The organism is Massilia cellulosiltytica, assembly GCF_047325105.1.
Taxonomy (GTDB): Bacteria; Pseudomonadota; Gammaproteobacteria; order Burkholderiales; family Burkholderiaceae_D; genus Telluria; species Telluria orientalis.
In genome coordinates this window covers 6370795-6395854 of sequence record NZ_CP168562.1, presented here as the reverse complement: position 1 = coordinate 6395854, position 25060 = coordinate 6370795, and the positions used below count along the sequence as shown (strand labels likewise).

Below are 25060 nucleotides of genomic sequence, written 5' to 3'. Positions count from 1 at the left end.
CGACGCGAGTCCGGCGGGTTTTTTGTTTTTCAGATCAATCCCAAGGTCAGCGCCTTGAGCGTGGCGGCGGCCCGCGTCGAGCACGCCAGCTTGCGGAAGATGCTTTCCACGTGCGTGCGCACCGTCGATGGGCTGATCTGCATGACCCGTGCCGCTTCCTTGTTGCTTTCGCCCAGGCTGATGCGGCGCAGGACTTCGATTTCGCGCTCGGACAGCAGGCTCCTGCGGGCCGGCGCCGCTGGGGCAGGGACGCCGGCCGCCGGGGCGCCGGCCGCCGGAGCGCCGGCCGCCGGAGCGCCGGCCGCTTCAATGACGTGGCGTACGGCGTTTGCATCGAAGCATTGTGTCTGCTCGGCCAGCACGCGCGCAGCCTCATCCTGGGAATACGCCGGACGCCATGGCCGCGGCATGCGCAGCGCCACGTAAGCGCACGCGGCCGCGAGCAGCCGGTGCGGCAGGCCGAGCCCATCGGCATCCAGGTTGCGGAAATAGCCGCTGCCGTCCAGCCGTTCGTAGGCGTGCGACGCCAGTGCGGCTTCAAGACGCAAGGTCGGGATCTGGACGCCGGCCCGCGCGGTCCAGTACGGCACGAGCCGGATCTTTTCCCAGTCGGCGGCGCTGAGCTTGCCTTCCCGTTCCCATATCGTGTTCGATACCGCCGCGCGGCCCATGCCGTGGATGAGGGCGGCGCGGCCGAGACTCTGCTGCTGCGCCGGGGACAGGTCCGCGCGCGCGGCCGCCGCTTCCACCAGCTCGGCCACGCGACGCGAGTAACCCGCGAGCCACGGCAGCTTCAACTCCATCATGTCGGCCACGATGGACAGCGGCACGTGCCGCGCGAGCAGCGGGTCGACGGCCGCTGGCGCCGGCGTGTCCAGTTCGTCCAGCCATACCTGCGCGTGATCGGCAAGCAGGCGCGCGAGCGGCCCTGGATATTTGCGGTGGGCCATGCGGGCGATCATCTGCAGCGCCTCGGCCAGGCCATGCGTGCGCGCGAGGATCTCGAGGTCGCCGGCCAGGCTCGTGTAGAAGACGACGGTCGGGACGGCCGATCCGCGCAACCGTTCCGGCAGGCCATTGCCGTCGTAATGTTCCCAGACGTGACGCAGCCCCGCCTCGACTTCCGCCGGCAGACCCAGCAGGCCGGCGATGTCGCCCGACACCTCGCAGTGGATGCGTGCGAGCGGCGTCACGCTTTGCACCGTCAGCGGATTGTCCGCGGGCAGCGTCTGCGTGAGCATGGCGTCGCGGCCGCCGACGTCGTCGCCGAGCAGGGTCGCGAAGCCGGAGGCGTTCGCCGTGCAGCCGGACCAGCGCAGCAGGGCGACGAGCCGCGCATGGCAGCAGGCGTCGAGCGTAGCGCCGTCGGCCTGCGCGAGGCGCGCCGCAAGACGTGCCGCGCGGATGGAGCCATCGGTCGGCTGGCCCATGGACAGGTCGCCGACGAGGGCCAGGGCCTGGACGGCGTCTTCGACGGAGACGGTGTTGTCGATTTGCATCCCGGTACTGTAACGACGATGGCGCGTGGCGGCAAGGTCGGGGTCGGTCGATCGACCGATACCGCGGTTCGGTCCGTCTCTCTACACTGGCTTCCATCGACACCCCAACAACGAACCACCCAAAGGAGCCATCATGAAAGCATCGATCACCACCGTCATCCGTAACGTCGCCGCCGCTGCCGCCATCGCCGCCGCCGGCACCGGTTTCGCCCACGCCGCCACCGCCGCCGAGCAACCGTCCGTCGTCATCGTCCACGGCGCATTCGCCGACGGCTCCGACTGGGCCAAGGTGATCCCGCTGCTGCAGGCCAAGGGCGTCAAGGTCACGGCCGTGCAGAACAGCCTGACGTCGCTGGCCGACGACGTCGCCGCCACCAGGCGCGCGATCGACAACCAGCCGGGCAAGGTCGTGCTCGTCGGCCACTCGTGGGGCGGTACCGTGATCACGGAAGCGGGCGCGGGCGACAAGGTCGCGAGCCTCGTCTACGTCGCCGCGTTCGCACCGGACGCCGGCCAGGCTACCGCCGACCTCGGCAAGGATCTGCCGCCGGCACCGGGCATCACCAAGCTGACGGTCGACAAGTTCGGCTTCGCCAGCCTGTCGCCGGCCGTGCTGAAAGAGAATTTCGCCCAGGACGTGCCCGCTGATCACGCCGCCGTGATGGCCGCCACCCAGGGCCCGATTGCAGTGAAAGCGTTCGGCGAGAAGACGACGGTCGCCGCCTGGAAAAACCACCCGAGCTGGTACATCGTCAGCAAGAACGACCGCATGATCCAGCCGGACCTGGAGCGCCGCTTCGCGAAGGCCATCGGCGCGAAGACGACGGAGCTGCCGACCAGCCACGTGCCGCAGCAGTCGCGTCCGGCGGACGTCGCCAAGGTGATCCTGGACGCTGTCGCCGCGAGCAAATAAGCGCTCAATGATCGTTCACGCGGCCGCGCCGGCCGCGTTTTACGTGATAATCGAGCTTTACGCTCGATTTTCACGTTTTATGCACATTCGCCTGATCGTCGGCCTCGGCAACCCCGGCCCGGAATATGAACAAACCCGTCACAACGCCGGCTTCTGGCTCGTCGACAACCTCGCCAACTCCTTGCCCGGCTGTCACCTGCAGCGCGAATCGCGCTTCAACGCCATGGTCGCCAAGACATCGATCTCGGGCAAGGACGTCTGGCTGCTCGAGCCGCTGACCTTCATGAACCGCTCCGGACTATCGGTGGGCGGCCTGGCACGCTTCTTCAAGATCGGACCGGAAGAGATCCTCGTCGTGCACGACGAACTCGACCTGCCACCGGGCGCCGCCAAGCTCAAGCGCGGTGGTTCCTCGGGCGGCCACAACGGCCTGAAGGACATCACGGCGGCGCTCGGCACGCAGGATTATTGGCGCCTGCGCCTCGGCATCGGCCATCCGCGCACGCTGAACCTGCAACAGGCCGTCGCCGACTTCGTGCTGCATCGCCCCCGCCGCGAAGAGCAGACCCTGATCGAGGAGGCCATCGACAAGAGCCTGCGCATCATTCCGATGGTGTGCGAAGGCAAGATGAGCGCTGCGACGACGCAACTGCACACTGACTGACGTTGCCGCAAACCGGGGTCAGAGCCCGAAATTTGGAAATTGCTCAAAATCGGGCTCTGACCCCGATGTTCAGATCAGCCCGCGCGCCAGCGCCTTCAACGTGGCCGCGGGGCGCGAGCCCGATTCCAGCTTCTGGAAGATATTGTCGACGTGCATGCGCACGCTTGCCGGCGTGATGCGCATGGCGCGGGCGGCTTCCCGGCTCGTTTCGCCTTGAGTGATGTGGCGCAGCACTTCGAGTTCCCGGTCGGACAGCAGGCGGTCACGCACGGGCGGCCGTTGTGCAGGGCCGCGTGCCGCCGCGAGGACGGCCTCGACAGCCTGGCGGTCGAAGCGTCCGGCCGCCGCCTGTGCCGTCATCAACGTGGACGCGGCCGCTTCGCCATGCGCGGGCCGCCACGGCCGTGGCGAGCACAGCGAGACGAACGCGGCGGCCGCGCCGAGCAGCCGTTCCTGCATGCCCAACGCTTCGCCGCGCGCCTTGCGGAAATAACCGCTGCCGTCGAGGCGCTCGTAGATGAAGGACGCGAGCGTGGCCTCGTTCTGGATCGCGGGGATCTGCGTGCCCGCGCGCGCCGTCCAGAACGGCACCTTGCGCACCTGGTCCCAGTCATCCGCATCGAGCTTGCCCGGCCGCTCCCACACGACGTTCGGTACGGCCACCTTGCCGATGCCGTGCAGCAGCGCGGCTCGCACCAGCGGACTTTCTTCCAATGCCATCATGCCGGCCAGCGACGCACTGCGCCGCGCCAGCGCGGCCACGCGGCGCGAATAGCCCGTGAGCCATGGCAGTTTCAGTTCGATGACGTCGGCCACGATGGACAATGGCACACGCCGGTCGTGGCCCGGATAATCGGCCGCGCAGGATGGTTCCTCCAGCATGCCCAGCCAGTCCTGCGCATGCGGCGACAGTCTCTGTACGAGCGTCGCCGGATATTTCACGCCGGCGCGCTCGCCGATCAGCCGCAAGGCGCCGTCCGTGCCGTGCGCGGGCGCCAGCACTTCCAGGTCGCCGGCGAGGCGCACGTAAAACACGGCGCGCGGGATGTTCGGAGCGAACAGCACGTCCTGCATGTCCCCGCGGTGGTGGCTGCCGAACAGGTGGCGCAGGCTGTTCTCGACGTCCCCTGGCAACCCGAGCAGCACGGCGATATCGCCCGCCACCTCGCACTGCATCTGCGCCAGCGGCATCACGTTGGCGAACGTGAGGCCCGCGTGCCCGGACAATGTCCGGGTCACCATCGCATGGCGGCCCCTGACGTCGTCGCCCAGCAGGTGCGCGAATCCGGCCGCCGTCGCCGTGCTGCCCGACCAGCGCAGCAGCGCCACCATTCTCGTACTCGTGCAGGCATCGGCACCGTCGCCGTTTTCTTCCGCCAGCCGTGCGGCGAGCCGCGCCGTGCGGATGGAGTGGTCCGGCGGCAGGCCCATGGACAGGTCGCCGACCATGGCCAGCACCTGCACGGCGTCTTCGACGGTAATGGTTTCATCGGATTGCATGGCACTAATGTAACGGCCATTGCCCTGGCGTACAAGGCGCACGACAGTTCACTGTGCTAGGCTGCCCCGATGAAAATCTCTATCCGCCGCTACCGTCCGGACGACCGCAAGGCCGTGCTGGCGGCCTTTCGCTCGAATGTGCCGGCTCACTTCCCGGCATCGGAAGAATCATGGCTGCGTTCCGCGCTGGACGACCCGGACGGCCCGCTGTTCGTCGCGGTGGAGGCGGGCGAGATCGTTGGCTTCGGCGGCTACGAATTGTCCGAGTTCTACGACCTCGGCACGCTCGTGTTCGGCCTCGTGCGGGCCGATCGCCACGGTTCGGGCATCGGCCGCGCGCTGCTGGCCTATCGCCTGCTGCACATGGCCGGACGCAAGCTGCGGCCCCGCTACGTGACGGTCGATACGCATCCGCACACGGCCGGCTTTTTCAAACGCTGCGGCTTCATCGAGATCGCCCGCTGGCCCGGGGGCTACCGTTCGGGACGGGATCGCGTCGACCTGCGCTTCGATCTCACGGACGAGGCCGTGGCCAGGCTGCGCGCGTGCGGGTGGCGGGAGGCGTTTGCGCGTGATGGCACTGCCTGAGCGCCCAGGTTTGATCTTCGCATCCGTCGCGATGGCGACCCGGCTGCGCAGGTCGCGCCGGATGCGTTCCAGCGCCGGCTGCATGGCGCGGGCATCGATCGGCGAGCAGGTCGCGCGGCCGTGGCGGAATGTGAGGCGGCGCTTGACCAGCACGCCGTCGCTCTCGCGCACATACGTTGCGCGATAGAAGATGCCGCCAGTAATCACGCTGGTGGGCGCCGGCAGCGACGTGAGCCGCAAGCCCGGCGGCAGGCGCAGGCGGGTCTCGTCCTCCGCGTCGATGGCCGGGCAGACGAAGTCGTGGCGCCGGTCGCGTGCCTGCGTCAGGCCTGTCACGGCGGCCTCCACGACGCTCCAGGTGCGGTGGTTGGTGGCCAGCGTCCGGCCCGTGCGCAAGGCGCCAACATGGTCGGTGCCGGACAGCGTCAGCGTGTCGCCAGCGCTGCCTTGTTTCACGTCGCGCAGGTTGGTTCGTGCTGCATGCTCGCGCCCGCCTGCCGCGACATCGTGCGCCATCGCGCGCAAGGGTTCGGCCAGCGCGCCGGACAGGGTCCGTTCCACGTTGAAGCCGACGTGTCCGTCGCGGCCGACATCGACCGTGGCCACCGCGCGGACCTTCTGCGGCTGCAGCACCGGCGTCATCGCGAACGTGCCGCTCCTGAGCAACAGCACAGGCTTGCCCAGCAGCGCAGGTGGCAAATAGCCGGCCTGGACCGATGCCGCCGCCGGGTCGACGAACAGGTCCAGCGCCGGCACGTACAGGATCATGTGGTCGAGCACGGCCAGCACGGGCGCGTCCGGCAACCGGTAGGCGTTGGCGCCGTTGACGAGGGCCGGCGTACTGTCGATGCCGACGGCTGCCAGCATGGCTTGCAGCTGCGTGGTGTGGTCCTTGTCGTCGCCGTGGCGGACGTCGTTCCGCACCCAGTCCGACAGGGCCAGCACGCGGGCGCGCGTGTCGGGCAATTCGTCGGCCAGCCGGTGCGCCAGTGCCGCGATGGCGGGAGAGGGCAGGGCCTTGCCGGCCGCGGCGCCGCGTACGGCGGCGGCGAGCGCCGGGTAGTCGGCGAAGGTGGACACGGCCAGGCGGTGGCCGTCGTCGAGCACGCTGACGGCACCCGCCTCGCCATGCCCATCGCCCTCGTTCACGTAGCGCCACTGGTAACGCCGCCGGCCCGGGGGACTGTCAGCCGGTATCGGCACGAATCCGACGGCATCTGCGTGCAGCGGCAGCGTGGACGGCATGTCGTAGATCACCGTGGTGTTCCGGTGGAATTGAAAAGGCATGACCGCCACATCTTCGAAGTGGCCGGACAACGGCGGTATGCGGCGGCGGATGACGTAGTGCACGACCAGCTGGTCGCCCAGCGCCGCATCGGGGAACACGACGGTTCTCGTGTACCCGTCCTGCTGATCGTGGATGGCGTCCTGCGGCACCGGAATACGCCGTCCGCCGGGCTTTTGCGTGTAGGCGTCCACCGATACGAGGTCGTCCTGCGCCCTGTCGTAGCGGATGGCGAACCGGCCCTGATCCCGCAGGGCGCGTAACCCGGCGATGGTGCGGACGTCGTCCACGGCGAGCCGGTACGTGCCGTCCTGCTCGACGACATAGTGCCGGACATGGCGCTCGACGATGGCGGAGGAATCGATGTCCGTGCCGGCGCGCGCATGGCCGAACGGCGCCAGCAGCGTGACGATCGTCAGAATGAACAGGGCACAATATCTACTGGTCATGCGGGCTCCCCATGCTCACGTCGGAAGGGCGACCGGACCATGTTACGGAGGGCGACCTGTTGACCCTTGAGCCTACGCAATCGTGCTCTTCCTGCGATAATTCCGCGATGAGCGCACTGACTTTCCACGCGGGCCCGCTGGCTCTGGCCCGGATCCGCACGCACGGCTTGCGCGCGGCAGACATCGCCGTCGTGCCGGCCGCGGCGGGCGGACCAAAGGGGCTCGTGTTCCGCGCCCTCGACCAGTGGGTGTTCGGCGAGTGGTTCCCGCGCGCGCCGCGCGAGCGCGTGCTGATCGGCTCGTCCATCGGCGCCTGGCGCATGGCCGCGGCCTGCCAGCGCGATCCGGTCAAAGCGTTCGCGCGCCTGGGCGAGCTCTACAGTGGCCAGCGCTATACGAGCACGAAGCCGTCGCAGGAACAGATCGACGCCGTCGTGCAGGGCCTGCTGAACGAATTCGTGCGCGGCCACGAGAACGACATCGTCAATCACCCGCACCACCGCCTGCACGTGCTGACGGTGCGCGGCAAGCGCGCCCTCGCGGCGCCCGGCCACCGTCACGCCGAGATGCGCGGATTCGCCGCGGCGGCGCTGCACAACCTCTTTTCGCGCGCCAAGCTGGCGCACCTGATGGACCGCGTGGTGCTTGGCGACCGCCGTGCGAACACGCCCTGGCTGCGCGACCGCTTCGACAACTTCGCCACGCATTTCGCCGCGCTGACGCCCGAGAACCTTGCCGCCGGCCTGCTGGCCTCGGGCACCCTGCCGATGCTGATGAAGCCGGTACGCGACATCGCCGGCGCGCCGCCCGGCCACTACTGGGACGGCGGCATCATCGACTACAACCTCGCGCTGCCGTACGCCCGGGTCGCGGAGCAGGCGCCCGGCGACATCGTGCTGTATCCCCATTTCTCCGAGCACATCGTGCCGGGCTGGCTGGACAAGGCGATGCCGTGGCGCCGCGCCGCCCGCGGACCGAACCGCGGCTGGCTGGACAATGTGCTGATCGTAGCGCCGAGCCATGAATTTCTTGCCAAGATGCCGCGCGGAAAAATCATCGACCGCAGCGATTTCAAGTTTTATGGGCTGGATCACGATGCCCGCATCCGTGCCTGGAGTCGGGCGATGGACGAGGGCGAGCGGCTGCGGGATGCCTTCACGGCATTCGTGAACAAGCCGGATATTGCACGGATTCGTCCGCTTTAAACGACGACAACTGGCTTGTTTACGGCCTTTGCAGGCAAGCGGAGGTACAATACGGGGTTTCGTAAATTCGACCCCTGAAAGCTTCCCATGAGTCTCAAATGCGGCATCGTCGGCCTGCCCAACGTCGGCAAGTCTACCCTGTTCAACGCCCTGACCAAGGCCGGCATCCCGGCTGAAAACTATCCGTTCTGCACCATCGAGCCGAACGTCGGCGTCGTCGAGGTGCCGGATCCGCGCATCGACCAGCTGTCGGCCATCGTCAAGCCGGAGCGCGTCGTCAAGGCCATCGTCGAATTCGTCGACATCGCGGGCCTCGTGGCCGGCGCGTCGAAGGGCGAGGGCCTGGGCAACCAGTTCCTGTCGCACATCCGCGAGACGGACGCCATCGTCAACGTCGTGCGCTGCTTCGAAGACCCGAACGTCATCCACGTGGCCGGCAAGGTCAGCCCGATCGACGATATCGAAGTCATCCAGACCGAGCTGGCGCTGGCCGACATGGGTACCGCCGAGAAAGCCCTGCACCGCGAGCAGAAGAAGGCGCGCGCCGGCGACAAGGACGCGATCAAGCTCGTCGCGATCCTGGAAAAGCTGCTGCCGCACCTGAACGAAGGCCAGCCCGCGCGCACGCTGGGCCTGGACGCCGACCAGCTGGAACTGATCAAGCCGCTGTGCCTGATCACGGCGAAACCGGCCATGTTCGTGGCCAACGTGTCGGAAAGCGGTTTCAAGGACAATCCGCTGCTGGACCTGCTGACCGATTTCGCCAACAAGCAGAACGCGCCGATCGTCGCCATCTCCGCCGCTATCGAATCGGAAATCGCCAACCTGGACGACGCCGACAAGCTGGAATTCCTGGCCGACCTCGGCATGGAAGAGCCGGGCCTCGACCGCCTGATCCGCGCCGCTTTTAAACTGTTGGGCCTGCAGACCTATTTCACGGCCGGCGTGAAGGAAGTGCGCGCCTGGACGGTCCCGATCGGCGCCACCGCCCCGCAGGCGGCCGGCGTGATCCACACGGACTTCGAGCGCGGCTTCATCCGCGCCCAGACCATTTCTTTCGACGACTACATCACCTACAAGGGTGAGGCGGGCGCCAAGGAAGCGGGCAAGATGCGTGCGGAAGGCAAGGAATACATCGTCAAGGATGGGGATGTGTTGAACTTCCTGTTCAACGTCTGACCACCATCGCAGGCGACTAAGCCCCGGACACCGCAAGGTGCCGGGGCTTTTTTCTGCTCGTCACTTTGCCCCCAAGCAAGGGGTGACGACATACTTGACACGGTTGTTGCTGATCCGATGGTCATGTGTCTGTATCGACAATCAGATTTTTCGCCGGAAATCAACGCTGATCGGGTAATTATGCTGCAGGCATATGCATGATTTGTGGAAACTACCCCCAGCGGTGGGGTGCCGTCCCCGCTGACAGCAACCTTGGATTTGTCGCGTAAGTCATTGATTCTTCGTGCATTGCCGGTCTGGCACACCAATTGCTGAGTATGGGTTTTTCAACAAGGAGAAACTCATGCAAAAGCTGCTCGCGACCCTGATGTGCGCCGCTGGATTCGTACTGGCGGGGGTCGCCCACGCCACCGTCATCAACGGCACGGTCCACAAGATCGACGGCGACAAGGATGGCCAGGTGGACGATGTCCGCATCTCGCAGTTCACGTTCACCGTCACGGCCGGGGCGACGGTGTTCTTCGATTCGCTGGCTTACGAGGCGACCAACGTCGACCTGAACGGCGACGGCGTCATCACCGGCTTCGACGTCAACATGTGGCTGTTCAAGGGCACGACCCTGCTGCGCGACGAGGACGATTCGTCCCTTACCTTCGGCGATGGCTCCGTCCACCGTTACGACACGGCCTTCAGCCACACCTTCAGCCAGGCCGGCACGTACACGATGGCGATCGGCGAACATGGCCGCACCGGCTTCGACGCACTGCGCGGCTATTCCACCAACACGTATTTCAATCCGCGTGCCGGCAACCTGGACTGGGCCGCCTGGCGCGTCACGATGACGGCGACCAACGGCACCATCGGCAACGTTGCGAACCTGAACGGCGACCCTGTCGCGGCGGTGCCGGAGCCGGCCGCGCTGGGCCTGCTCGGCGCGGGCCTGCTCGGCGTCGCGGCCGCACGCCGGCGCCGGCCCGCCATGACATCCATGTGAGCGCTATTTGCTCAAACGCAGCTGCAGACTCGTTGCAGTGTAGGCCGGGGTCGCGGTGAAACCGTCGACGGCGATGGTCTCGAATTTCCCTTTGAGGCTCGTTGCGGCAATCACCGTCAGCGTGTCGCCAACGGCCGGCTTGTAGCCGTCCAGGAACTTGATCCGCAGCGTGCCGCCGGCGATTGTCGCCGTGCCGCCGACGTCGACTCTTCCCTGCTGGCTGGCACCCAGGCGCAGTTCAAGCGTGGCACCGGCGAGCTGCGTGTAGTTGCCGCCCACGACCAGCGCGGCCGGCGCGTTGCTGACCATGGTAGCGCCGCCGGCGACATAGACGTCGCCGTTGCCGAACGCCTTGGCCGACAGCGCCTCGAGCGTTCCCCCTTCGACCTGGGCGCCGCCGGTCCAGCTGTTCTGGCCGCCCAGCTGCAGCGCGCCGGTGCCTTGCTTGACCAGCTTCCCGCTGCCGGCAATGTCGTTGCGCCAACGGTCGGCGGCGTTGAAGCCGCCATTGCTCGCATCCATGTTCACGATCACGTTACCGGTGAAGACGGCATAGCCTTCCGCCGCGGCGAACAGATTCAGGCGGCCCCAGCCTTCAGGATCGTCCAGGACCGGGTAACCGGAGGGAATCGCCGTGGTTTTCAGCACGACGCGGCGCTGCGCGTCGGTGAGGTAAGGCAACCGTGTCTCGAGCAGCACTTCGGCGCCCTTCGGCACCACGGCCGGGAGGTTCGTGGCCCCGGTCTGCGGCAGGTTGTAGGTCATGCGCCGGATGTAGTCGGCGCGACTGGTGGCGTAGTCGGCGAAACGGTCGTTGGCGGCGGTGCCGGATACGGCGTAGGCCGCAAAGGTCGCCGGCGTGGTCCCGGTCAGCTTCATGAGGGTCGCATGGGCCTGGGTCACGGCAGCGGAGCGGACGGTAGCACCGGCGGCGATCAGGTTGGCGGCAGCCACGGCCTGCGCCTGGACCCGGCCACTGATGACATCCAGCGGCGAATGCATGCCGGCGAGGATGCGGCTTTCGCCCAGTTCCAGGCCGCGGCCGACCAGCTCCTGGTAGCGCTCCGGCAGCACGTAAGCCATGCCGACGGCATTGCGGGTCGCTTCGGCCGCGTGGCCGCTGGTGAAACCGCCGTCGGTGCTCGGGGTCGTGCTCTTGGCCGGCTCCAGTTGCGGCACCACCTTCACCGCGCTGCTCCAGCGGTAGGGACGCGCATATTTGTAGAAACGCTTGGCGGGTTCGGTCGAGCCATTGTTCCCCATCGAGTTGACCAGGTCGACGACCTTGCCGAAGTCGGCATTCGCGTCGCCGCCGACGCCGTTGTTGTTGCCGCCATCATCGTATTTGACGGTGGTGGCATCCAATGGCATGTCCGTGATCGTGGTGGTCTGGCGCGTGGCCGTGCGCCAGGCAGTGGTCAGCGGACCCATGCCTTCGGTCACGCTGTAGCCCTTGTTGCGGCGATCGTCCAGGTAGGCCTGCAGCGTCTGCCCGGCGGTGCGGTTGGCGGTGGCTTTGACCACGTAGTCGATATTCGCGTTGTGAACGGCCGCGTTGACAACGGTGCCGCCATTCGTGCCGTCGTTGGGCAGGCCGGTCCAGGTCGAGCCGACCACCGCCGGGAAGCCATCCACGGCGGGCGCGGTGACGCCGGCGTCGACGATCTCGGTCAAGGGTTTCCAGATGTCGAGCATGCCGCCGAGTACGCGTACACCGGCGTTGGTCGCCAGGGTTGCATAGCGGGCGTCGCCACGCTGGTTGGTGGCGGCCGTATCGACGAAGGCCGGCGCCGACGGTACCGGCGCCGTGTCGGGTGCGCCCTGGTCGGCGGGCGCGGCCGGAATGGCGAGTACGGTGTCGGCATTGTCGATGCGATCGGAACCGCCGCAGGCTGTCAGCGCGAGCAGGGTGCCGGCAGCGATGGCGAGAGGAAGACGGCTCAGCGGATTGGGGTGGTGCATGCGAAACCCTTCAATGTGTTGTCAAGGCGGAAAAATCGATCGCATGGTATGAGCGGCTGATGACGGCTTGATGACCGACGATTCTTGTAATTAGGGTGAAATATTTGTCAACTAATCTCCGGGCATTCCTTTTGTGAACCTTGGAGAGTTGACGCATGAACCCGAATCCCGACGTGTCCCGCCGCCGCCTGCTTCGCCTGATGGGCGCCACCCCGATGCTGCCGCTGGGCGCCGGTGGCGTGGCCGCTCTGCTGGCCGGCTGCGGCGGCGGCAGTGACAACGACACCCCGACGACCACCGCGCCGACGACGCCGGCCGTGACCCTCGCCAGCGTGTCGTTCGGGTCGATGACGGCACCGACCCTGGCCGCCGCCGCCGCGATGGCGACGACCTCCGTCGGGTCGACGATGACGGTCAACTTCAGCGACAGCAGCAAGCTCGATTTCAAGCTGTCGTATCAGCCGTTCTTCATCACGGGCGACATGGTCCCGAACGGCAACGGCGGCACCATCCTCGCCGGCGGCTACTACGACATCAACAACAAGGCTATCGTCGACACCACCGTCGCCGGCAAGGAGCGCCAGTTCTTCTCGGACTCGCCGGACGGCACGTCGCTGCTGACGGTGCCGAACGCGAACGTGGCCGGCGTGAAGGGCAATACCGTGTTCGCCGTCGTGCAGTTCGAGTACACGACGTGGGCGCAGGATGGCAAGACCGACATGTACGGCAGGCTGCCGTCGCCGATCGCGGTGCTGACCCTGGACCAGGACAAGACCACCGGCAAGCTGACGCTCGTGAAGTACCACAACGTCGACACCTCCAGCGTGAACGGCCTGTGGATCACGTGCGGCGCGAGCCTGTCGCCGTGGGGCACGCATCTGTCGAGCGAGGAGTACGAGCCGAACGCCTACCTCGCCGCCTCCGACGCGCAATTCAAGGCCTTCAGCAAGAACCTGTACGGCGACGAGACGACCGCGAACCCGTACAACTACGGCCACCTGCCGGAAGTGACGGTCAACACGGACGGCACCGCATCGATCAAGAAGCACTACTGCCTGGGCCGCATCTCGCACGAGCTGGTGCAGGTCATGCCGGACAACCGCACCGTGATCATGGGCGACGACGCCACCAACAGCGGCTACTTCGTGTTCGTGGCCGATAAAGAGAAAGACCTGTCGGCGGGCACGCTGTACGTGGCCAAGGTCGGCACCGGCTTCTCGCTGGACCCGGCCGCCGCCGCCGCGCCGCTCACGTGGATCAAGCTCGGTTCCGCGACGAGCGCCGAGATCCGCTCGCTGGCCGCGTCGCTGAAACCGGCCGACATCATGGACGTCAAGACCGCCGACCCGGCCGATGCGACGTACACGAAGGTCACCGCCAACGGCCGCGTCGAGTGGCTCAAGGTGAAGGCCGGCATGGAAAAGGCGGCCGCGTTCCTGGAGACGCACCGCTACGCCGCCCTCGTCGGCGCATCGATGGGCTTCACGAAGATGGAAGGCACCACCGTCAACATCAAGGACAAGATCGCCTACTCGGCCCTGCAGAACTGCCAGAGCTCGATGGTCGCCGGACACGCGCTGAACGTGCCGGGCAACGGTATCTCGATCCCGAAGGCGCTGAACGCGGGCGCCGTCATGATGCTGAACCTGAAGGGCGGCCAGAAGGACACGGCCGGCAGCGCCATCGACAGCGAGTGGATGCCGGCGGATACGAAGGCGCTGCTGGTCGGCGAAGACATCGCCGCCGACGCCCTCGGCAACACGGCCAACCCGGACAAGGTGGGCAACCCGGACAACCTGAAGTTCTCGGAAAAGATGCGCACGCTGTTCATCGGCGAGGACAGCAGCCAGCACGTGAACAACTTCCTGTGGGCGTACAACGTCGACACGAAGCAGCTCGCGCGCCTGCTGTCGGTGCCGGCGGGCGGCGAGTCGACGGGCCTGCATGCCGTCGACGACGTCAATGGCTGGACCTACATCATGAGCAACTTCCAGCATCCGGGCGACTGGGGTGGCATCCACGCCGGCGTGAAGGGTACGCTGGAGCCGCTCATCAAGGCCAATTACAAGGACAAGTTCGGGGCGGCGGTCGGTTACCTGACCGGTGAGCTGGCGCAGTTCAAGCTGGCGAAGGCTTAAAAACATCGTCGTCCCCGCGAAAGCGGGGACCCATGCCGAGTTTGCAGTGACGCTGCCTATGTATGGATTCCCGCCTTCGCGGGAATGACGGTCTTACGTTCGCGCTCAGAACAGCGCCACGAACTCCCTCGCCGCCGAATACGGATCCGGCGCCTGCACCACGCTGCTGATCGCCGCGACTATATCGGTGACCTGGCGCAGTTCAAGCTGGCGAAGGCTTGACCGCGAACGCATGAACCGTCGCCCCTGCGAAGGCAGGGGCCCAATGTCGATGCGGTCACGCGGCGCAAAACTTTGGCCCCCGCCTTCGCGGGGGCGACGTGTGGCCGCAGGCCGTTCAAAACAGCGCCACGAACTCCCGCGCCGCCGAATATGGATCCGGCGCCTGCACCACGCTGCCGATCGCCGCGACCATATCGGTGACCTGGCGCAGTTCAAGCTGGCGAAGGCTTGACCGCGAACGCATGAACCGTCGCCCCTGCGAAGACAGGGGCCCAATGTCGAGGCGTTCACACGGCGCAAACCTTGGGCCGCCGCCTTCGCGGGGGCGACGTGTGGCCGCAGGCCGTTCAAAACAGCGCCACGAACTCCCGCGCCGCCGAATATGGATCCGGCGCCTGCACCACGCTGCTGATCGCCGCGACCATATCGGCCCCGCGCGACACGAGCGGCCGCGCGTTCGCCGCCGTCATCCCGCCGATCACGACCACCGGCACGCACAGGCTGGCCTTGGCCTGCAGGACGATGTCCGGCGGCGTCGTCACCGCATACTTCTTCACGAGCGACGGATAGAACCCGCCGAACGCGACATAGCTCGCGCCCGCGCCCTGCGCGCGGCGTGCCAGTTCCAGGTCGCCGTAGCACGACGCACCCACGATCTTGTCCGGGCCAACGAGCCCGCGCACCGCCGCCACCGGCGCATCGAGGCCGCCCACGTGGATGCCGTCCGCATCGAGCTCCGTGCACAACGCGACGTGGTCGTTGATGACCAGCGGCCGGCCGTTGCGGCGGCACAGCGCGAGCAGGGCAGAGGCCTGTTCGCGACGCAGCTCCGGTCCCGCATCCTTGTGGCGGTACTGGATCAGCGCGGCGCCGGCGCGCAGCGCCTGTTCCGTCACCTCCAGCAGGCGGTCGGTGTCGTCCCAGTTCGGGGTCACCAGGTACAAACCTCGCATTTCTTTCTCCTATGGATGGATGCGGCGCGGGATGCGCTGGCCCGGCGCGATGGCGTACGAGTGCGCGAGCGTCCGGTCGCAGTAGCGCTGGCCCAGTTCGAGCGCCTGCGCCATCGTGTCCCCCAGCGCCAGCCGCGCCGCGATGCTCGATGCGAGCGTGCAGCCGCTGCCGTGGAATTCGCCGCGCAGCCGCGGCCAGCGCCATTCGCGCGCGCCGGCGGCCGAGAACCAGCGGTTGACGACGTCGACACCGTCGGCGTGGCCGCCCGTGACCAGCACGTGCGGGCAGGGCAGGTCGGCGCCCGTCGTGGAGATGCCCAGCGCCGCCGCCTCCGGCAGGTTCGGCACGACGAGGGTCGCCAGGGCCAGCAGCGGCGCCAGCGCAGCGAGGGCGTCGCCGCGCGCCAGGCTGTCGCCGCGGCCGCTGGCCAGCACCGGGTCGAGGACGACGGGCAGGCCGGGCCGGCGCACGCGCAGCATGCGGATGATGCCGGCGATGGCTTCCGCGTTTTCCCGGCTACCGGGAATGCCGATCTTCACCGCGTGGATGGACATCGTGTCGGCCAGCACCACGGCCTGGCGCAGCAGCAGGCCCGCGTCGACGGGCACCACTTCGCGCACGGCGTTGTTGTCCTGAACCGTCAGCGCCGTCACGAGCGGCAGCGCGTGCGCGCCCTGGGCCGATATCGCTTCGATGTCGGCCTGGATGCCGGCGCCGCCCGACGGATCGAGGCCGGCGCACACGAGGACGCAGGGCCGCGTGGCGCTCTCCATCAGATCCGGCCCGCCATCGGCGACGACGGCGATGCCGCGAACTTGCGCGGCATGCGGCCCGCCAGATACGCTTCGCGGCCCGCTTCCACCGCGAGGCGCATCGCACCCGCCATGCGCACGGGGTCTTTCGCGCCGGCGATGGCGCTGTTCATCAGCACGCCGTCGCAGCCCAGTTCCATCGCGATGGCCGCGTCGGACGCCGTGCCGACACCCGCGTCGACGATCACCGGCACCTGCGTTTGCTCGATGATCAGCGACAGGTTCCACGGATTCAGGATGCCCATGCCGGAACCGATCAGCGACGCCAGTGGCATGATCGCCGCGCAGCCGATGTCTTCCAGCATGCGCGCCTGGATCGGATCGTCGCTGCAATAGACCATCACGTCGAAGCCGTCGCGCACCAGTTCGCGCGCGGCGATCAGCGTCTCCGGCATGTTCGGGAACAGGGTCTTTTCATCGCCCAGCACTTCCAGCTTGACGAGCTTGTGGCCGTTCAGCAGTTCGCGCGCCAGCTGCAGCGTGTACACGGCGTCCTTGGCGTTGTAGCAGCCTGCCGTGTTGGGCAGGATCGTCCAGCGCGACGGCGGCACCACGTCGAGCAAATTCGGTTCGTTCGCGTGCTGGCCGATGTTCACGCGGCGGATCGCCACCGTGATGATGTCGGCGCCCGACGCTTCGGTCGCCGCGCGCGTCTGTTCCAGGTCGCGGTACTTGCCGCTGCCCACCAGCAGGCGCGAGTTGTAGGCCTTGCCGGCGATGGTGAGCGGCCGGTCCGCATGCGTCGTATTCGTCATGTCGTATTCCTTTTGAAGTTCAGGATCAGCCGCCGCCGATCGCGCGCACCACGTCCACGCGGTCGCGCGCCTGCAAGGGCGTGTCGCGCCAGCGCTCGCGCGGCACGACCTGGCGGTTCACGGCCAGCGCGAGCTTCTGGCCCGCGAGGCCCAGCGATTCCACGAGGTCGTGCAGGCTGGCCTGCGCCGGCAGCGTGTGCGCGGCGCCGTTCAGTTCGATCTCGACCATCCTTTATTCCTTGTGATACAGCTCGGCGCCGCGCTTCATGAACTCGACGGCCTTCACCTGCATGCCCTGTTCCAGCGCGGCGTTCGCGGCGATGCCCTGGCCGGCCGCGTAGTCGCGCACTTCCTGCGTGATCTTCATCGAGCAGAAGTGCGGGCCGCACATCGAGCAGAAGTGCGCCACCTTGGCCGAATCCTTCGGCAGGGTCTCGTCGTGGAAGGAACGCGCCTTGTCCGGATCGAGGCCGAGATTGAACTGGTCTTCCCAGCGGAATTCGAAGCGGGCTTTCGACAGCGCGTTGTCGCGGATCTGCGCGCCCGGATGGCCCTTGGCCAGGTCGGCCGCGTGCGCCGCGATCTTGTACGTGATGATGCCGTCCTTGACGTCGTCCTTGTCGGGCAGGCCGAGGTGCTCCTTCGGTGTCACGTAGCACAGCATCGCGGTGCCGTACCAGCCGATGTTGGCGGCGCCGATGCCGGACGTGATGTGGTCGTAGCCCGGTGCGATGTCGGTCGTGAGCGGTCCGAGCGTGTAGAACGGCGCCTCGTGGCACTGCTCCAGCTGCAGGTCCATGTTTTCCTTGATGAGCTGCAGCGGCACGTGGCCCGGGCCCTCGATCATCACCTGCACGTCGTGCTTCCACGCGACCTGCGTCAGCTCGCCGAGCGTCTTCAGTTCGGACAGCTGCGCTTCGTCGTTGGCGTCGTAGATTGAGCCGGGACGCAGGCCGTCGCCCAGGCTGAACGCGACGTCGTACGCCTTCATGATCTCGCAGATCTCTTCGAAATGCGTGTACAGGAACGATTCCTTGTGGTGGGCGAGGCACCACTTGGCCATGATCGAGCCGCCGCGCGAGACGATGCCCGTCAGGCGGTTCGCGGTCATCGGCACGTAGGCGAGACGCACGCCCGCGTGGATGGTGAAGTAGTCGACGCCTTGCTCCGCCTGTTCGATCAGCGTGTCGCGGTAGATGTCCCACGTCAGATCCTCGGCCTTGCCGTTCACCTTTTCCAGCGCCTGGTACAGCGGCACCGTGCCGATGGGGACGGGGCTGTTGCGGATGATCCATTCGCGCGTCTCGTGGATATGCTTGCCGGTGGAGAGGTCCATCACGGTGTCGCCGCCCCAGCGCGTGGCCCACGTCATCTTCTCGACTTCCTCGCCGATCGACGACGTCACGGCGGAGTTGCCGATGTTCGCGTTGATCTTCACGAGGAAGTTGCGGCCGATGATCATCGGCTCCGATTCCGGGTGGTTGATGTTGTTCGGCAGGATGGCGCGGCCGCGCGCGATCTCGTCGCGCACGAATTCCGGCGTGATCTCGCGCGGGATGCTGGCGCCGAACGACTGGCCCGGATGCTGGCGGCCGATCATCTGCGCCATGCGCTTGCCCGTGGGACCCGCGGCTTCCATCGCCGCGAGGTAGTCCTGGCGGCGCAGGTTTTCGCGGATGGCGACGTATTCCATCTCGGGCGTGATGATCCCCTGGCGCGCGTAATGCATCTGGGTGACGTTGCGGCCGGGGAGTGCCCGGCGCGGCTTGCGCTGCAGGTTGAAACGCAGCTCGGCCAGCTTCGGGTCGTTCAGGCGTTCGACGCCGTAGTGCGACGACGGGCCGGCCAGTTCTTCGGTGTCGCCGCGCTCGCGGATCCAGTCGGCGCGCAGCGGGGCCAGGCCGGAGCGGATGTCGATCTGCGCTTCCGGATCGGTGTACGGACCCGACGTGTCGTAGACCCACACGGGCGGATTCGGTTCATGGCCGAACGATGCGGGCGTGTCGGACTGGGTGATCTCGCGCATCGGCACGCGGATGTCCGGGCGGCTGCCCGTCACGTAGACCTTGCGGGAATTGGGCAGCGGCGCGACAGCGGCGGCGTCGACGGTGGCGCTGGCGGAAAGGAATTTCGGATCGGCGTTCAAGTGCACTCCTTGTTGGTCACTAAGGGGCACTTCAAAACCGTCGCGAGCGGCCGCAGTTTTGTCAGAGAAGCGCAGCTGTACGAGAGTACAGCGAGCATCGCAGGACAAAAATGCAACGCGTAGCAGGTTTGGGAGTGCCCCGAAAGATCGGCGATCCAGCTGGAGGAGTACGAAGATGCGTAGTGCGAACGACGTGCACGTAGACTTTTCGAGCTTCCCTTCGCTGGCATTATCCAGATCAGGTTCAGAGGGTATTTCTCACCCACGCCGTTGATGACGGCGCAGGACCCCTAGCATTGGCGTCGTTTCGTGCAGTCCACGAAACGACGGGACGGAGTGTACGCGGGTTTTTTGGGATTGGCAAACAGGAACCGCGGGCGTGGATTGGTGCATACTATCGGCCTGTATCCTCAGATCCCACCAGAACGAACCGATCCATGGCCCTGCTCACCCATCTGCTGCTGTACCCGATCAAATCCTGCGCCGGCATCGCCGTCCGGTCCGCCACCGTGCTCGAATCCGGCCTGTTCGCGCTGGGCGTGCACGACCGCGAATGGATGCTGGTGACGGAAGACGGCCAGTTCCTCACGCAGCGCGAGCATCCGCGCATGGCGCTGGTCCGGGCGCTGCCGGATGGCGGCAAGCTGCGCGTTCATGCGCCCGGCATGGACCCGCTGGTGCTGCCGCTTGCATGGGACGAGTCCGCGCCGACACGCACGGTGAAGATCTGGGACGACACGGTGGACGCCGCCGATTGCGGCGACGCCGCGGCGGACTGGTTCTCGAACGCGTTGACAACCCCGTGCCGGCTCGTGCGTTTCCACCGCGACGTCGTGCGCCCGACGAGCACCAAGTGGACGAACGGCGTGGAGGCGCAGACGCGTTTCGCGGACGGTTACCCGCTGCTGCTGATCGGCCAGGCGTCGCTGGACGACCTCAACGCCCGCCTCGTCGCGGCCGGCCGCGCGGCGCTGCAGATGGACCGCTTCCGTCCGAACCTCGTCGTCGACGGCATCGATGCCTGCGAAGAGGATTTTCTCGCGGCGCTCACGATCGGCGACGTGGAGATCCGTCCCGTGAAGCCGTGCGCGCGCTGCCCGATCCCGTCCATCGACCAGGCGACGGGCATTCCGGGCCCGGACCCGCTCGACATCCTGCAGACCTACCGCGCCAATCCGCGCATGGAAGGCGCCGTGTGCCTGGGCATGAACTGCATCGTGACGGCGGGCGCCGGCAACGAGCTGCATCTCGGGCAGGAACTGACCACCGAGATCGCGTTTTAATCGAACGTCGCCAGCATCTCGAACGGATAAATGCCCCGCCGGTGCCCGTCGCTGAACGTCAGGTTCAACGCATAGGCGCCCACCGGTTCGATGGCGGCCAGGCGCACGTCCGCCTGTTCCGGGATGTCGATCCCGGCCCGCCGCTGCGCGCGGCATGCCGAGCACGGGCACGCGGCGCGCAGCCGCGCGTGCGTCACGCGCGCGCTGCGCCCGTCCGGCCAGTGCAACGCCAGCACGCCCTGCGCGGCGTGGTTCTCGATGGTCTCCGGCAGTGCCGTCATGCTTGCGTCCCGATCTGCTGCAGCGCGAGGCGCACGGACCTGCGCACTTCCGGATCCGGGTCGTTTTCCGCCGCACGCAGCGCGGGCAGGGCGGCCGGCGCGCCGATCTCGCCCAGCGCCAGCGCCGCTTCCTTGCGCAGATTGCTGATCGTGTGCGTGAGTGCGGCGGTCAATCCGGGCAGCGCATCCACATCGCGCAGGCGGCCCAGGCTGCGGGCGGCGCGCAGGCGCACCTGCCAGTAGGCGTCGTCCAGCGCGGCGACGAGGGCCGGCGCCGCGTCGCGCAGGCGCAGCTTGCCGAGCGTCGTCGCCGCTTCCTCGCGCACCTGCCAGGCCTGGTCCGACAACGCGGCCAGCAGGGCGGCAAGCACGGCGGGCGTCTCTTCCGCAAAACCCAGCGCACCGGCCGCGGCGCGGCGGACTTCCGGCACCGGATCCTGGGTCGCCAGCCGCGTCAGCGCGTCGACCGCGTCGAGGCGTTTCAGATAACCCAGTACGGTCACCGCTTCGCGGCGCACGAGCGGGTCCGCATCGTCCAGGGCCGCCAGCGCAGGCGCAAAACTGTCCGGTACGCGCAGTTCGCGCACGCCGCGCAGCGCGGCCGCACGCACGAACGCGTCGTCCGCGGCCATGAACGGCAGCAGTTCCTGCGCCGATTCCTGCAGCTTCAGTTCGGAGAGGCTCTGGGCCGCGGCGGCGCGCACGTCGGCATCCTCGTCCGACAGCAGACGCGCGAGGCCGCGCACGGTCGCCGGCGATTCGAAGGCTTCCAGCGCCCGCGCGGCTTCCGTGCGGACGACGGCGGCATCGTCGGCGAGTGCGGCCAGCAGCAGCGGCACATGGGCGTCGCCGTCCAGGTCGGCCAGGTCCATCAAGGCGATGCGGCGCACCGTGGCGTCTTTGTCCTGCAGGCGTTCAGGAAGAGAGAAATGCGGCTCGGCGAGTTCGGGGTCGTCGTAAAAATCGGAAGTCACGGTGTGTCCTTGCGTGGCAGGGTTCAGAGAGGGCCCAGTGGGCTCAGGCGCGCGAGCGGCGTGATGCTGGCCTGCGGATGCAGCAGGTCCAGGCAGTGGCGCTTCAGGCGCGTGAAGTGGTTCGAGGTCATGACGTCCGGATGGCGCGGGCGTTCGAAGTCGAGGCGGATCTCGTCGATGATGCGGCCCGGCCGGGGGCTCATCACGAGGATGCGGTCGGCGAGGAACAGCGCTTCGTCGATGTCGTGCGTAATGAAGATGATGGTCGTGTTCACGCGTGCCCACACGTCCAGCAGCAGTTCCTGCATTTTCAGCCGCGTCTGCGCGTCCAGCGCGCCGAACGGTTCGTCCATCAGCATCACGCGCGGATGGTTGATGAGGACGCGCGCGATTTCCACGCGCTGCTGCATGCCGCCCGACAGCTGGATCGGATAGCGGTCCTCGAAGCCGGCGAGGCCGACGAGGCGCAGCAGCTCGCGCGCCCGCTCGCGCCGCTCGCGCCGGCCGACGCCCTGCATCTTGAGGCCGAAGGCGACGTTGTCCAGCACCTTCTTCCACGGGAACAGCGTGTGTTGCTGGAACACGAGGCCGCGGTCCGGATGCGGGCCGGCGACCGGCGCGCCGTCGACGTGGATGCTGCCGCGGCTCGGCGTCCAGTGGCCGGCCAGCGCGCCGAGCAGGGTCGACTTGCCGCAGCCGGACGGGCCGAGCACGCAGACGAATTCGCCGGGCGCGATGGACAGCGACACGTCCTGCACGGCGTCGAACGCCTGCGCGCCTTCGCCGAGACGGATGCCGAGATTGTCGATCTCGATGGCGCCGCCCTGCGCCAGTTGCGCGTGTTCGAAGTGGGTCGTCTGGTTCATCGCTTCTTCCTTTGCATGTGGTACCAGGGCATGGCGAGATCGCCGATCTTTTTCACGAGCGCGCTGCTGCCCATGCCGATCACGCCGATGAACAGCATGCCGACGACGATGTCCGGGTAGTTCTGGATCGTGTACGCGGCCCATGTGTAGTAGCCGATGCCGAACTGGCCGGAGATCATCTCCGCCGTCACGAGGCAGAACCACGCGGTGCCCATGCCGATAGCCAGGCCCGTGACGATGTTTGGCGCGGCCGCCGGCAGGATCACTTCCGAGAAGATGGTCCAGCGGCCGGCGCCGAGGCTGCGCGACGAGGCGACGAGGCGCGGGTCGGCGCCTTCCACGCCGTGGACCGTGTTCAGCAAAATCGGGAACAGCGCGCCGATGAACGTGATGAACACCATCGACAGTTCCGACGACGGGAACATCAGGATCGCCAGCGGGATCCAGGCGACGGCCGGGATCGGGCGCAGCATTTCCAGCGGCGGCAGCAGCACGTCTTCCAGCAGCCGCGAACGGCCGATGAAAAGACCGAGTCCGATGCCGGCGATGCCCGCTGCCGCGAAGCCGGCGAACACGCGCCACACGCTGGCCTTCAGGTGCAGCGCCAGCTTGGGCGATTCGAGCAGCGTCGTGGCGGCGTCCAGCACGTCCTGCGGCGACGGCACGTTCTGGAACGTGAGCAGGCCGAGGTCGAGGTGGCGCGTCGATGCCCACTGCCAGGCCGCCACGCAGGCGACGAGCGACAGCGCGCGCAGCAGCAGGCGGCCCGCGCGGCGCAGCAGGGCCGGGTCGAGTGTGCGAGGGGCGGTTGTGTCCATGTAAGCTCCTAACAGGAAACAGGAAACGCTGCGTTTGCACGTCGTTCCCGTGCAGGCGGGAACCCAGGTTTTCCGACTACGGATGCAGTGCTTGGATCCCCGCCTGCGCGGGGAGTCATTTCCGGCAATGCCGGGGATGACGGTCTTTAAGCTGACAGCGGTTTTTAAGCTATCAAATGGCCTTGCCGCCCTTGAGCGTATCGAAGTCCACGACCTTGCCCTTGACCTTCGCCGCCTGCGTCTGCGCATCCGCCTTCAGCAGGTAGGCGCTGACGTCCTTGCCGTCGGCCGCGACGACGAACCACGCGTCGCCTGCCAGCAGCTTCAGGCCCGAACCCTGGTCGTGGGCGTACACGGTGCGCGCCTTCTTGCCCGATTGTTCCAGCTTGCGCAGCTCGGCGATGGCGGTGGTGGCGCTCGCGTAGTGGCGCACGAGCGGCTCGCCTTGCACCCAGATCTGCGTGAGGTGGCGGAAGTCCGTGATCGGTTTGCCGGTGACGGCGTCCTTCGCCTTCAGCGGCAGCTTCTCGTAGTTCTTCAGCCGCTTGTCGTAGTCCAGGCCCGCCTGCCTGAAGGCGGTGCGAATAAAGGTATCGTCGATGAAGCTGTTCACGTCGATGTCGGAATCCGTCCGCTTCAGGAGGCGCAAGGTCTCGATCGACGTTTTCACGGCCTGGCGGTATTCCGGCTTCCACGTGAAGTCGCGCGTCTGCAGGCCCACGGGACCGTGGAACAGGTAGTTTACTTCCGCTTCGATGCCCGTCACTTTCGCGATCAGCTCACTGTATTTTTCCGGCTCGGCCGCGATCAGGCGGTCCGCCTCGATGGCGGCGCGCAGGTACGCCACGACGATTTCCGGGTACTTCTTCGCATACGCCGCGTCGACGAGGCTGCCGTGCATCGTCGGCGCCTGGGCCTGCGAGCCGTCGTAGATCTTGCGGGCGAAGCCGCGGTGCGGGAACAATTCCGCGAACGGGACGAAGTCGGCGTGCGCGTCGACCTTGTTGCTCTGCAGGGCCGAGCCGGCGACTTCCGGCGCCTGCGTCGTGATGTTCACGTCCTTCTCCGGATCCCAGCCTTGCGCCTTCACGGCGCGCAGCAGCATGCCGTGGGCGGTGGAGGCGAACGGCACGGAGATCGTCTTGCCCTTCAGTTCCGCCAGCGATTGCACGGGCGAGTTCTTCGGCACGACGATGCCGTTGCCGGAACCGAGCGTGCTGCCCGACAGGACGGTGATGAAGATGCTCTTCTTGCCCGCCTTGGCGTGCGCGGCGCCATTGAAGGAGCCGGGGAAGTCGGCCATCGAACCGAGGTCCAGCTTGCCGGCCACCATCTCGTTCGTCAGCGGTGCGCCGGAGGTGAAATTCTTCCACTCGATGTCGTACCTGACGTCCTTGTACTTGCCGTCGTGCGGCAGGTATTTTTCCAGCAGGTGCAGCTCGCGGATCAGCAGGCCGCCGGTGGCGCAGTTGATGGTCGTGTCCTGGGTGCCGATGGCGACGCGGATGGTTTCGGCCGCGTTGGCGGAGCCGAAGGCGAGCAGCAGGGACAGGGCAAGGAATTTCATTATTGT

General features: G+C 67.2%; 23 protein-coding genes, 1 pseudogene and 1 riboswitch. Of the genes and pseudogenes, 8 read left to right on the top strand and 16 right to left on the bottom strand.

Annotated elements, in window-relative coordinates; translation table 11 throughout:
* Positions 1 to 29 precede the first annotated feature (29 nt).
* Complete coding sequence (locus tag ACEN9H_RS28050; protein ID WP_413672880.1) at positions 30 to 1499, bottom strand: HD domain-containing phosphohydrolase; 1470 nt, start codon at positions 1497 to 1499, stop codon at positions 30 to 32.
* Between the two features lie 133 nt (positions 1500 to 1632).
* Between ACEN9H_RS28050 and ACEN9H_RS28045 the strand changes: the two genes are divergently transcribed.
* Together ACEN9H_RS28045 and pth are read left to right on the top strand one after the other, a co-directional pair.
* Positions 1633 to 2412 (top strand): alpha/beta fold hydrolase, encoded by a 780-nt coding sequence (locus tag ACEN9H_RS28045; RefSeq protein WP_413672879.1) that lies wholly within the window; start codon positions 1633 to 1635, stop codon positions 2410 to 2412.
* Positions 2413 to 2491: 79 nt separating this feature from the next.
* A complete protein-coding gene (gene pth, locus ACEN9H_RS28040; RefSeq protein WP_056126578.1) occupies positions 2492 to 3076 on the top strand; it encodes an aminoacyl-tRNA hydrolase in 585 nt (194 codons plus the stop codon).
* Positions 3077 to 3145: 69 nt separating this feature from the next.
* Here the strand turns inward: pth and ACEN9H_RS28035 are convergent, their stop codons facing one another.
* Positions 3146 to 4576, bottom strand: coding sequence for an HD domain-containing phosphohydrolase (locus tag ACEN9H_RS28035; RefSeq protein WP_413672878.1), 1431 nt, complete (start codon positions 4574 to 4576; stop codon positions 3146 to 3148).
* Between the two features lie 69 nt (positions 4577 to 4645).
* Here ACEN9H_RS28035 and ACEN9H_RS28030 point away from each other — a divergent pair, with 69 nt between their 5' ends.
* Complete coding sequence (locus ACEN9H_RS28030) at positions 4646 to 5164, top strand: GNAT family N-acetyltransferase (protein WP_413672877.1); 519 nt, start codon at positions 4646 to 4648, stop codon at positions 5162 to 5164.
* A 1161-nt stretch (positions 5165 to 6325) separates the two neighbouring features.
* Here the strand turns inward: ACEN9H_RS28030 and ACEN9H_RS28025 are convergent.
* Positions 6326 to 6898 (bottom strand): annotated as a pseudogene (locus ACEN9H_RS28025) (DUF3857 domain-containing protein); the annotation flags it as partial.
* Between the two features lie 107 nt (positions 6899 to 7005).
* On the opposite strand from ACEN9H_RS28025, the gene ACEN9H_RS28020 reads away from it, so the two are divergent.
* From ACEN9H_RS28020 to ACEN9H_RS28010, 3 genes are all read left to right on the top strand, one after another.
* A complete protein-coding gene (locus ACEN9H_RS28020) occupies positions 7006 to 8103 on the top strand; it encodes a patatin-like phospholipase family protein (RefSeq protein ID WP_413672876.1) in 1098 nt (365 codons plus the stop codon).
* Between the two features lie 87 nt (positions 8104 to 8190).
* Entirely contained in the window at positions 8191 to 9282 is a 1092-nt protein-coding gene (ychF, locus tag ACEN9H_RS28015) for a redox-regulated ATPase YchF (RefSeq protein ID WP_056126586.1), read from the top strand.
* Positions 9283 to 9625: 343 nt separating this feature from the next.
* Positions 9626 to 10276 (top strand): DVUA0089 family protein, encoded by a 651-nt coding sequence (locus tag ACEN9H_RS28010; protein ID WP_413672875.1) that lies wholly within the window; start codon positions 9626 to 9628, stop codon positions 10274 to 10276.
* A 3-nt stretch (positions 10277 to 10279) separates the two neighbouring features.
* Here the strand turns inward: ACEN9H_RS28010 and ACEN9H_RS28005 are convergent, their stop codons facing one another.
* The gene (locus ACEN9H_RS28005; protein ID WP_413672874.1) at positions 10280 to 12238 is read right to left on the bottom strand and encodes a phosphatase PAP2 family protein; all 1959 of its coding nucleotides are present in this window, start codon (positions 12236 to 12238) and stop codon (positions 10280 to 10282) included.
* Between the two features lie 155 nt (positions 12239 to 12393).
* On the opposite strand from ACEN9H_RS28005, the gene ACEN9H_RS28000 reads away from it, so the two are divergent.
* Positions 12394 to 14376 carry a PhoX family protein gene (locus ACEN9H_RS28000; protein ID WP_413672873.1) on the top strand — a complete coding sequence of 661 codons (1983 nt, stop codon included), beginning with the start codon at positions 12394 to 12396 and terminating at the stop codon, positions 14374 to 14376.
* Positions 14377 to 14481: 105 nt separating this feature from the next.
* Here the strand turns inward: ACEN9H_RS28000 and ACEN9H_RS27995 are convergent, their stop codons facing one another.
* From ACEN9H_RS27995 to thiC, 7 genes are all read right to left on the bottom strand, one after another.
* The gene (locus tag ACEN9H_RS27995) at positions 14482 to 14610 is read right to left on the bottom strand and encodes a hypothetical protein (protein WP_413672872.1); all 129 of its coding nucleotides are present in this window, start codon (positions 14608 to 14610) and stop codon (positions 14482 to 14484) included.
* Between the two features lie 103 nt (positions 14611 to 14713).
* The gene (locus tag ACEN9H_RS27990) at positions 14714 to 14842 is read right to left on the bottom strand and encodes a hypothetical protein (RefSeq protein WP_413672871.1); all 129 of its coding nucleotides are present in this window, start codon (positions 14840 to 14842) and stop codon (positions 14714 to 14716) included.
* Positions 14843 to 14945: 103 nt separating this feature from the next.
* Positions 14946 to 15551, bottom strand: coding sequence for a thiamine phosphate synthase (gene thiE, locus ACEN9H_RS27985; RefSeq protein ID WP_056126593.1), 606 nt, complete (start codon positions 15549 to 15551; stop codon positions 14946 to 14948).
* A 9-nt stretch (positions 15552 to 15560) separates the two neighbouring features.
* Entirely contained in the window at positions 15561 to 16325 is a 765-nt protein-coding gene (gene thiD / locus ACEN9H_RS27980; RefSeq protein WP_413672870.1) for a bifunctional hydroxymethylpyrimidine kinase/phosphomethylpyrimidine kinase, read from the bottom strand.
* Positions 16325 to 17119 (bottom strand): thiazole synthase, encoded by a 795-nt coding sequence (locus ACEN9H_RS27975; protein WP_413672869.1) that lies wholly within the window; start codon positions 17117 to 17119, stop codon positions 16325 to 16327. The genes thiD and ACEN9H_RS27975 overlap by 1 nt, the downstream gene beginning before the upstream one ends.
* Positions 17120 to 17144: 25 nt before the next feature.
* On the bottom strand, positions 17145 to 17348 hold the full coding sequence (gene thiS / locus ACEN9H_RS27970) for a sulfur carrier protein ThiS (RefSeq protein ID WP_105378838.1): 204 nt from the start codon (positions 17346 to 17348) through the stop codon (positions 17145 to 17147).
* 3 nt (positions 17349 to 17351) lie between these two features.
* Positions 17352 to 19265: a phosphomethylpyrimidine synthase ThiC gene (thiC, locus tag ACEN9H_RS27965; protein ID WP_413672868.1), complete on the bottom strand. Its 1914-nt coding sequence runs from the start codon at positions 19263 to 19265 to the stop codon at positions 17352 to 17354.
* Between the two features lie 198 nt (positions 19266 to 19463).
* Positions 19464 to 19567: riboswitch (TPP riboswitch) on the bottom strand.
* Between the two features lie 135 nt (positions 19568 to 19702).
* Here thiC and ACEN9H_RS27960 point away from each other — a divergent pair.
* Positions 19703 to 20548 (top strand): MOSC domain-containing protein, encoded by an 846-nt coding sequence (locus tag ACEN9H_RS27960; protein ID WP_413672867.1) that lies wholly within the window; start codon positions 19703 to 19705, stop codon positions 20546 to 20548.
* On the opposite strand, the gene ACEN9H_RS27955 is transcribed toward ACEN9H_RS27960, so the two are convergent.
* From ACEN9H_RS27955 to ACEN9H_RS27935, 5 genes are all read right to left on the bottom strand, one after another.
* Positions 20545 to 20829 (bottom strand): DUF971 domain-containing protein, encoded by a 285-nt coding sequence (locus ACEN9H_RS27955; protein ID WP_056126609.1) that lies wholly within the window; start codon positions 20827 to 20829, stop codon positions 20545 to 20547. The genes ACEN9H_RS27960 and ACEN9H_RS27955 overlap by 4 nt on opposite strands.
* Positions 20826 to 21803, bottom strand: a complete 978-nt coding sequence (locus tag ACEN9H_RS27950) for a HEAT repeat domain-containing protein (RefSeq protein WP_413672866.1) — start codon at positions 21801 to 21803, stop codon at positions 20826 to 20828. Before ACEN9H_RS27950 ends, ACEN9H_RS27955 begins: the two co-directional genes overlap by 4 nt.
* A 23-nt stretch (positions 21804 to 21826) precedes the next feature.
* Positions 21827 to 22669 (bottom strand): ABC transporter ATP-binding protein, encoded by an 843-nt coding sequence (locus tag ACEN9H_RS27945; protein ID WP_413672865.1) that lies wholly within the window; start codon positions 22667 to 22669, stop codon positions 21827 to 21829.
* Complete coding sequence (locus ACEN9H_RS27940) at positions 22666 to 23487, bottom strand: ABC transporter permease (RefSeq protein WP_413672864.1); 822 nt, start codon at positions 23485 to 23487, stop codon at positions 22666 to 22668. The genes ACEN9H_RS27945 and ACEN9H_RS27940 overlap by 4 nt, the downstream gene beginning before the upstream one ends.
* 172 nt (positions 23488 to 23659) lie before the next feature.
* A complete protein-coding gene (locus ACEN9H_RS27935; protein WP_413672863.1) occupies positions 23660 to 25054 on the bottom strand; it encodes an ABC transporter substrate-binding protein in 1395 nt (464 codons plus the stop codon).
* Positions 25055 to 25060 lie beyond the last annotated feature (6 nt).